Source organism: Microbulbifer okhotskensis (assembly GCF_023895975.1).
Taxonomy (GTDB): domain Bacteria; phylum Pseudomonadota; class Gammaproteobacteria; order Pseudomonadales; family Cellvibrionaceae; genus Microbulbifer; species Microbulbifer okhotskensis.
In genome coordinates, this window is sequence record NZ_JALBWM010000145.1 from 1 (window position 1) to 8,034 (window position 8,034).

14 protein-coding genes are annotated in these 8,034 nt (G+C 51.0%); 7 read left to right on the top strand and 7 right to left on the bottom strand.

The features are described 5' to 3' along the window. Positions 1 to 176: 176 nt before the first annotated feature. From MO867_RS19465 to MO867_RS19475, 3 genes are read left to right on the top strand one after another with little or no spacing between them, the layout of a single operon-like run. Positions 177 to 758 (top strand): hypothetical protein, encoded by a 582-nt coding sequence (locus tag MO867_RS19465; protein ID WP_252472202.1) that lies wholly within the window; start codon positions 177 to 179, stop codon positions 756 to 758. 7 nt (positions 759 to 765) lie between these two features. Beyond that, complete coding sequence (locus MO867_RS19470) at positions 766 to 2,325, top strand: phage tail protein (protein WP_252472204.1); 1,560 nt, start codon at positions 766 to 768, stop codon at positions 2,323 to 2,325. Positions 2,326 to 2,341: 16 nt separating this feature from the next. After that, positions 2,342 to 2,782 carry a DUF2793 domain-containing protein gene (locus MO867_RS19475; RefSeq protein WP_252472206.1) on the top strand — a complete coding sequence of 147 codons (441 nt, stop codon included), beginning with the start codon at positions 2,342 to 2,344 and terminating at the stop codon, positions 2,780 to 2,782. A 43-nt stretch (positions 2,783 to 2,825) separates the two neighbouring features. Here MO867_RS19475 and MO867_RS19480 read toward each other — a convergent pair whose 3' ends face one another. The 4 genes from MO867_RS19480 to MO867_RS19495 form a co-directional block, all read right to left on the bottom strand. Continuing rightward, entirely contained in the window at positions 2,826 to 3,119 is a 294-nt protein-coding gene (locus MO867_RS19480) for a hypothetical protein (RefSeq protein WP_252472208.1), read from the bottom strand. 319 nt (positions 3,120 to 3,438) lie between these two features. Further along, positions 3,439 to 3,735, bottom strand: coding sequence for a hypothetical protein (locus MO867_RS19485; RefSeq protein ID WP_252472210.1), 297 nt, complete (start codon positions 3,733 to 3,735; stop codon positions 3,439 to 3,441). Beyond that, the gene (locus MO867_RS19490; RefSeq protein WP_252472212.1) at positions 3,729 to 4,214 is read right to left on the bottom strand and encodes a hypothetical protein; all 486 of its coding nucleotides are present in this window, start codon (positions 4,212 to 4,214) and stop codon (positions 3,729 to 3,731) included. The genes MO867_RS19485 and MO867_RS19490 overlap by 7 nt, the downstream gene beginning before the upstream one ends. A gap of 151 nt (positions 4,215 to 4,365) precedes the next feature. Further along, on the bottom strand, positions 4,366 to 4,716 hold the full coding sequence (locus tag MO867_RS19495; RefSeq protein ID WP_309143318.1) for a helix-turn-helix domain-containing protein: 351 nt from the start codon (positions 4,714 to 4,716) through the stop codon (positions 4,366 to 4,368). A 66-nt stretch (positions 4,717 to 4,782) separates the two neighbouring features. Here MO867_RS19495 and MO867_RS19500 point away from each other — a divergent pair, with 66 nt between their 5' ends. After that, the gene (locus MO867_RS19500) at positions 4,783 to 5,028 is read left to right on the top strand and encodes a hypothetical protein (RefSeq protein WP_252472216.1); all 246 of its coding nucleotides are present in this window, start codon (positions 4,783 to 4,785) and stop codon (positions 5,026 to 5,028) included. A gap of 111 nt (positions 5,029 to 5,139) precedes the next feature. Here MO867_RS19500 and MO867_RS19505 read toward each other — a convergent pair whose 3' ends face one another. Genes MO867_RS19505 through MO867_RS19515 form a run of 3 tightly spaced genes read right to left on the bottom strand, consistent with a single transcriptional unit; the run spans position 5,140 to position 6,173 of the window. Beyond that, positions 5,140 to 5,682, bottom strand: a complete 543-nt coding sequence (locus tag MO867_RS19505; protein WP_252472218.1) for a hypothetical protein — start codon at positions 5,680 to 5,682, stop codon at positions 5,140 to 5,142. After that, complete coding sequence (locus MO867_RS19510) at positions 5,679 to 5,963, bottom strand: AHH domain-containing protein (RefSeq protein WP_252472220.1); 285 nt, start codon at positions 5,961 to 5,963, stop codon at positions 5,679 to 5,681. Before MO867_RS19510 ends, MO867_RS19505 begins: the two co-directional genes overlap by 4 nt. A 21-nt stretch (positions 5,964 to 5,984) precedes the next feature. Next, entirely contained in the window at positions 5,985 to 6,173 is a 189-nt protein-coding gene (locus MO867_RS19515; RefSeq protein ID WP_252472222.1) for a hypothetical protein, read from the bottom strand. 262 nt (positions 6,174 to 6,435) lie between these two features. Between MO867_RS19515 and MO867_RS19520 the strand changes: the two genes are divergently transcribed. The 3 genes from MO867_RS19520 (at position 6,436) to MO867_RS19525 (ending at position 7,938) form a co-directional block, all read left to right on the top strand. Beyond that, positions 6,436 to 6,822 carry a LexA family protein gene (locus tag MO867_RS19520; RefSeq protein ID WP_252472224.1) on the top strand — a complete coding sequence of 129 codons (387 nt, stop codon included), beginning with the start codon at positions 6,436 to 6,438 and terminating at the stop codon, positions 6,820 to 6,822. 480 nt (positions 6,823 to 7,302) lie between these two features. Then, on the top strand, positions 7,303 to 7,524 hold the full coding sequence (locus tag MO867_RS24125) for a transcriptional regulator (RefSeq protein ID WP_373565909.1): 222 nt from the start codon (positions 7,303 to 7,305) through the stop codon (positions 7,522 to 7,524). A 165-nt stretch (positions 7,525 to 7,689) separates the two neighbouring features. Beyond that, a complete protein-coding gene (locus tag MO867_RS19525) occupies positions 7,690 to 7,938 on the top strand; it encodes a helix-turn-helix domain-containing protein (RefSeq protein ID WP_309143319.1) in 249 nt (82 codons plus the stop codon). Positions 7,939 to 8,034: the final 96 nt, after the last annotated feature.

An 8,034-nucleotide genomic window follows, 5' to 3' on the forward strand; every position in this document is an offset into this window, starting at 1 on the left:
GACCTGGGCACTGAACAGCGCGAACTTTTCTGATGGGGTGCGCTCGGTAGCGCTGGGCCTGGGCTGGACACGCTGGCAGGTGCAGTTTGATGCGGTCGGTGATGGCAGTGCGATTCCCAAAGATGCCAATAAAATTCTCACCCTGACCTTTACCCACAGCTGGGCGCGGGGTTGAGATGGCCCTACCGGATAAGGCGCTTTCCAGTACCGTGTTGGCATCGCCGTTTATCGGCGGCTCGCACTTGCCCGTGCGCAATACCACCGACTACGAAAGCGGCGGCATCGCCATTCAAGACCCCAGCGCCGGCCTCAATTATCAAGTCTGGCGCGCGCGGGTATTAAACGACGGCAGCGAGATCGTACTGGATGCCCGTGAGGTAGAAGCGTTTACCGCGATCAGCGGCAGCGATATTACCGAGGTCTCTCTGGCCTTCGATCAGAATATGCGCCCGGTGATCGCCTATGTCGAAGCCGGCACCGCCAAGCTCTACTGGTACAACTCCAGCGCCGGCAGCCAGACCACCAGCACCTGGCCCGGCATCATCACCCCGCGCCTGACCCTGGACGACAAGCGCAGCACTCAAACCAGTACCAGTGATGTGATCTTTGCCTATTTAAACAATGGCCACCTCTACTACCGCCAGCAGCGCGACCGCTATGAAACCGAATATCGGCTGCAGCAAAACGTCGACAGTCCCGGCCTGATTAAAATCGGCATGAACCGCCAATTCCGCCTGCAATTTTTATTAAAACCCTAGGCTTTTTATGTCTGCTGCTTATCCCCTCTATGCCATCGTCGCCGAGATATGCGAACGCGCCGGCGTGCCCTATGACAAATTCGATACCACCTTATTAGAGGGCTACGTACAGGGGATGCAGATCAGCAATGAATCCCCCGCGTTTGAGCATATTCAAGAACTGGCCCGCGCCTTCTTTTTTGATCCGGTCAATCGCGGTGGCGAAGTGGTGTTTGTCCCCCGTGGCGGTGAACCGGTAATGGAAATAAACGAAAATGATTTAATCGGCGATAGCGACGACGAGAAAACCCGCCGCTCAGCGGAAGACATTGTGCGGGTACTCAATCTCAACTATTACGACAGCGAAGGCGGCATCGACACCTGCAAGCAGACCAGCGACCGCAGTATCGATACTCGGGGCGAAGGGGAAAAAAGTATCGAAACCCCGCTGGTGCTGGAGACCGACCAAGCTGCACAGATCGCCGTGGTTATGCACAAAACCATGATCGAAGAGCAGCGCGGCGAGATCGAAATTACCCTGCCCAGTAATTACCTAAAACTCACCCCCGGCAATGTGGTGCTGTTTCGCGGCGACCGCTTTCGCGTGGATGAAGTGAATCTGGACAGCGGCGAGCAAAAAATAAAACTGATTCACGACCGCAAAAGTGCCTATCAATCCCAAGCCCTCGGCGTAGCTCCCATGCCCGCACCGGACCCGGTGGCACTGGTGCCCGGCGCTACCTATATCGAATGGATCGACGCGCCGATACTATCCAGCGGTGACGACAGCCAGCTGGGCTATTACATTGCCATCGCCGGCAGTAACTCCGCCTGGTACGGCGCCACCGTAGCGCTGTCCCTGGATGGAGGAGAAAACTATACCGACTCCGACAGCACCGATGTGGAAGCGGTCATGGGGGAATTAACCACCAGCCTCGGCACGCACAAGCGCGAGATCCCCGACAGCCACCACCGGGTGCAAATCCAGCTCTATGACGACGGCGACGCACTCGAATATCGCACCCTGGCCGAACTGCTCAACCGGCAGAACCGCGCCCTGATTGGCAATGAAATTATCAACTTCGGCGAAGCCGACGAGATCAGCCCCGGCGTCTGGGAAATCGGCTATCTACTGCGCGGGCGTTTGGGTACTGAGATCAGTGAACACACCGCAGGCACCCGCTTTGTACTGCTCGATCGCAACACCCTTAACTACATTCCCAGCGACCGCTACAACCTGGACCAGACATTAACTTTCCGTGCCACCAGTTCCGGCAGCGGCGAAGAGACCACCACCGCCGCGATCTACACCGGCGCCAGCCATACCGAACCCGCCCCGGCCAATCTCACCGCCTACCGGAGCGGCGGAAACTTGGTAATCCAGTGGCTGGGAGTAGGGCGCCTGGGTGGCCGTGCCGCCTACGACCAAAGCCAGTTTTTTACCGGCTACCGGGTAACGATTGACGGCAGCAGCACTGATACCAGTACAACCACTTTAACCATTGCCGACCCGGGTAGCGCCAGCATCCAAGTGGCGCAACTCAACAGCATCACCGGCGCAGGCCCGGCCACAGAAATCACGGTATAAGCAGGATAAAAATCCCATGAGCAACACACCCAACAACGCCATACCCTACGCCCAGGAAGGCACCCTGGATCCTGCCACCAGCCTCAACCAAGCGCTGGATACCATCGACGCGCTATTGCAGATAGAAGTGGCGGGTATTCAAAACGATCCCCCGGGTAGTGCCAGTGATGGAGATCGCTATATTGTGCTAACTGGAACCGGCGACTGGGCCGGCCAAGATAATCAGCTCGCCCGCTATGTCGCAGACCCCGGCTACTGGCAATTCTTTCCCGCCAAAGTAGCTCTGAATCAAGTAGATGGACTGCTGTATATCAACGGCAGCAGCGGCTGGCAGGTGGCCAACCGTCCGGCGGCACTGCCGCAGATTACTGGCGACACAAGCAGTGATCTGGCTGGGGTGGTTGGGCAGATGCTAACTGCAGGGCATGGGATCTATTGGGATAATCAGGCTATCTGACAATGAGCGGCATAGCATGGAGTTGTTGCTGTAATTGAATTAATTATGCCTCAATCCTATCCATATATTGCTGTAGTGCCTCAGTTATTTGAATACCCACAATATTTCTCAAATTATACTCTTTGGCTACTCCTGGGCGGTCTTGGGGCGGTATAGTGCGTTCGACCCGAATATAACCAATCCTTTCCAGTTCCTTTATAGTTGGTTGTAGATCCTCGGGTGGATAATCTCCCCATAGATTAACCAGCTCGGCTGTTTCTACTCCAACTCCTTTAACATCTGATCCGAGTTCTTCCCTAAGCAAAGATGCTAAATACCAAGCGTTCCTAGATAGCATTGAAACTCTCCTTACAGATCAAAAAATATTATTTTTAATAAGGGCGGCGAGAGCATGAGGCCCCCGCAGGTCCGCCCCTTTAGAAGTATGTGCGTTTCCAAAAGGTTGCCTCCACTTTCAAGACGGTTTTTATTAGCAAAGCCCCTTCAGAAGCCTTCCCTTTTCGATTGTGCACAAAAAGACCACCAACACCAACCCGCCCGCGCTATTTATTTGCGTCAGTTTGAGACAGTCGCGCAGAAATATGGGCTGATGTGATTTGGTGTTCCCCGCATACGCGGGGCTGAACCGCCGACTTATCGTACCAAGGCAGGGCTTCTCAAAACATGTCGTTGAACTTAACCATACCAATATTCTCAATCGTTATTTCTTTTGCATAACGCTTTAGAGCCTCATCCGTTAAACGGTCTTCTTCCTCGCTCAGCTCGACCATCTCACGCCTGGCTTCTTCTATGGCTTCCTCCAACGTGCTCCCTGTCATTGAGCCGCTTATAAGAGCGTTGATCTCTTGTGCTGTCATTTCAGCAATAAACTCTACGCCCATTCGTGAGAGATAAAATTTAGCGACATCATCGGGAAGTTCATCTATTCTGTCGTCATAAAATCGTACTAACATAGTGCGGACTCCCTAATAGTTTTGCCCAACTCTTCGAGAAAGAGCTGCATCTGCGGCAGTGTTTGAGGTTCATAGCGGCTCATTCCCCAACCTATGCCGCCTTCGACATCAATTTTGATGCCGTGTGGCAGGGTATCTTTAACGGCTTTGTGCATTTCCTTTGCTTGAATACTATAAAGAGCATCCTTTAGCCTTATTTGCCTCTCATTAAGCCCGTCCGTGAGAAGATAAAAGCCAAAGAAATCAACGCCGCGTAAATCACCCATCATCTCAACTGCTCTAAGGCCTATTGCCCTTGCGAGCCCTCTTCCAGAAACCGAAACGCCGGTTTTGGATGAGTCCATGCTGCCAGTGGAATCTTCAAACTTCAGTCCAACGGCGTGCCCATTCATATTTTTGACTTGGTGAAAGCTGAGTTTTATGTTGTATTTTCTGCCACCGTAAAGCAATACATCCGTACGTTCATCTTTCTCTGTCAAGGCGGGGTGTCCAGCCATAAAGTGATCCCTCATTTATTGCTTATTGGTGACACGCATTTTGCCATATCAGTCTATCGAGGGCACTTGGATCTTGCCGATGGCAGGAGAGACAATAACGACTTTTCGGTTTGGCTAATTGAGCTGGGCTGACTCACCCCCTACTTTTCCAAAGCTGGTAGCTGCTCTCAATCACCCGGTGAATATGTCGGCGAAACTCCTGTGGCAGTTTTGCATACAACCGGGCTACTAAAGGTGGAAAGGGAATCTGCGAAAAGTGGTGCAGGTTCTCCACCCCGTACACTTCCGCCAGAGTAATCCCCACCGCCTCACACCAGGCCGGCAGCAGCTCCGCCGGCACCTTCTGACTGCCTGTTTCCATTTTCGAAATTTGAGATGACACAAGTCCCAGCTGCTTTGCCAGCTGTGCAACCGTCATCCTCTCCCGTTTCCGTGCGTTGTATATCCGCCAGTTTGAAGCAGTGGCCGAGAAGTATGGGCTGATGTAGCAAGGTGGGGTAAGCTACCTGTTGTTCGTCAAAAAACAATAATGCTTGGCTAGGAGGCCGCTATGGGATTCGGTGGGATTAGTATTTGGCAGCTGATCATCTTATTGATGATTGTGTCCTTCTTCGTGGTACCGGTGGTGCATGTGTTGGTTTCCAGCCGTTCCCACGGCGGGGCAAAAGTGGGTTGGTTCTTCGGAGTCTTTTTCTTTTCTTGGTTGGTTTATGCGGTTTTCTTGATCGTTACCCAGCCGGTAAAGGATGCGCAGAAAACCCCCGACAAGCCAGCCAGCCCACCCATGATTTTCTAGTGGTCTACTCAGCACTTGTAATGCATAGAGTCGCGCAATCAATGGCGGGATGACAATAGAAAAGCCACTCAGTAACTGCGTTTTGCTATGCGGGTGGCTTTTATTTGATTATTAATCATGTGTCAGGTTGCTGCTGAATATCAAACCATCAAGCTTTTCGGATTCAACAATTTCTTTGAAAGCTTCAGTGCAATAGTTGCTGATATTGGACTCTTTTGTTCTGAACACCGGTACCCCTTCCAGCTTTTCCTGATTGAATGCAATACCGGAGAGTAAGTTCCCGTTTCTGGTAACGGAGTCTGCTATTACCGCATCAAGGTCTTCAGCAATTGTCAGGGGGTTAAACAGATAAAATGCTGTGCCTTGATATGTACAGGGGAGAAATTCCCCAAAAGGGTTGAGCGTACTTTCGAGGACTTTGTAAGCCGATGCATGAAGCACTAAGTAATTTTGCCAACGAGAAAGCGTCGGAATGACTGGTGCCGAATCGCACGCTTTGATGCTCAACTCCAGCGGCTCCCAATCTTCACTGTAGGATTTAGGCGTTGTGTTGAAAAGGAACTTAATGCCTACCCGCTTTTTGAGCACATTATTTGGCTCGAAATAGGGGGTCATATAGTTGCTGCTATTTCCGTTTAACTGATAGATTTTCATACTTTTAACACACGTTTGAGCTCATCTGCTGGCAACATAACATAGTTTGGGAAGGTAGAGAATTTAAGCTCGTACTCTATTCCCTTAAGTAGTTTTTCCACCGAATCCGTAGATAAATTTTCCAGATCAAGTGAATCAAACTCCCTTTTTAGCCACTCGTAGTAACCATTTCTATGGATGCGGGAGTGCGGTACCGCGAGTGGCATCTTAGGGTGAGGCGTGTCTGCTGTTCTGCTGGGGAGCCAGGTGCCGTTCCGTATATCGTCTATGCGGATTTTCACATAGGCCAAAATAGCCCTTTGCTATCGCCAAGTGTGTCGGTCATTGTGGGAATCTAGGCGGTACTTATCGAGTCCTCCCTCAACCTGCTCTACAACCTTTAGCGCGATGTAGTCTGCTTTGGTGATGTTGTCCTTTGAGACAAACATGTCAATAGCCACTTCCCGGCGATCTTTCAGGTAGAACGGCTTTGGTTGTTCATAGTGCCCCATGCTTAATATTTCTCCTCTGAAGTTGAGTTGGTTTATATGAAGACAATTGGTCTTCAAAGGCTGCTGTAAGTCAATGAAATGGGAGGTGGCTCACCATTGTTGCCATATAAATTCGATTAACTCTGCATTGAGGGGTGCTTGGGTATCCATTCACAGTAGATTGAGGCCAGATAGAATATGGCCCAAGAGTCATACTAGCTACTTGCCTTCAGCGAGGCATCAGCAATAAGCTGTACATATATACAGCAAGCTGTGAGCTCACATGAACCTATCCCCACTAATTACCAGCGGCGTCAGCTGCGGCTTTCCTTCGCCAGCAGATGACCACAAAGAGCCCCCGCTTAGCCTTGATGAGCACCTGATCACCAATCCCCCTGCCACCTTCCTGGCCCGCGCCAGCGGTGACTCAATGCAAGACATCGGCATCTTCGACCGTGACATCCTAATCGTCGATCGCTCCCTGACCCCTGTAAGCGGGGATGTTGTCGTAGTCGCCCTGGATGGCCAGCTAACCTGCAAGATCCTGGACTTAAAGCGCGGACGGCTGCTGTCTGCCAACGGCAAGTACAGGCCGATACCGGTCTGGGAGGGGCAGGAGCTGATTGTAGAGGGGGTGGTTAAGGCGTCGGTGAGGTATCATCGAGGATAGTTAAGGCCGTTAGATTGGAAAAGGCGGTTTTCCCTTACAAATCAGTAACTTACATTTTTGTGTGCGGAAGACTGGCAGTGTTGAGGTCAGTGGTTCGATCCCGCTTAGCTCCACCAAATTTCCCTTGTCTATCAAGGGGTTGCGAGAATAAAAGGTTCACAGCGCCTTACTAGGTGAACACCAAGTCACAGCAATAAAAAAAGGGCCTTACCGGCCCTTTTTTTTGTCTAGATTTTCCCTATCCAGAATTCATTTCCAATTACCTGCTCGACCACTAAATACTGATCTCCTCATAGTCGATGCCATGTCCCGCTTGATAATCCTGAGTAGTTCGCTCGACAGTATGAGCCATCAACTGCTGCACCGACTTCACGCCATATCCCATTCGTTTAAACCGATCTGAAATTAAACTGCGGACTTCGTGGAAGCTGGGTAGGATCACCCGCCCAGCAAAGGATTAACTCGGTACTTGATGGCAACGTGAGGGTATTAGGGTCATCGGCCAAATTGGAGCGCACTATTGGGGTAATAACGCCGGTTTTTGTTTCCCAAATGCGTAGTGGAGTGAGGGCGATACCTCCGAAGCATTGCATAAAGCTAGAGCTAGCTACTCAGCGGGTTGTTACACGTGCTCGTCTGCGCGCTGATGTAATTGACCCTTTGGGTGGCCAAATAAATGATGAGGTCCAGCAGGAAAGCTAACCGAGCATGAGTTTGCTGGCGAAGGCTGAAGAGCAATCATTTTCAAATCCCTTTGTTGTGACTTGGTGATTCTGCTGCTTTAGCAGTAGGACAGTAATCAGGTACGCGCTATCTGGAAATTTATACAGGAGGTACGTGGTGAGCTTTGAACTCGCGGTATAGGTCATTAAACGCAGGACCAGAACACCAACAGCAAAGTTGGTGCTAATTGCGTTGGCTGATTGTCATAACAGTGATACGGGCCGGTGTGATCCGGGTAACGCGTATCTGGCCGATGTTGCGCGATGCACAAAGTGTTCGGTGATTAATGCCATCGAGGAGTTGGAAGAGTTGGGCTACCTGAGCGCCAAAAAATCCAATGGACGTAGAACCAATTATGATCTCTTTTTACAGGTCACCGGTGCAATGATTTAACCGGTGAAAATGACAACACGCGCTTTTCTATAGAGTCAGTAATAACAATACTTCGGACAGTTTTAGGGGGCGAAATAGGTAGGAACCACGGCCAGA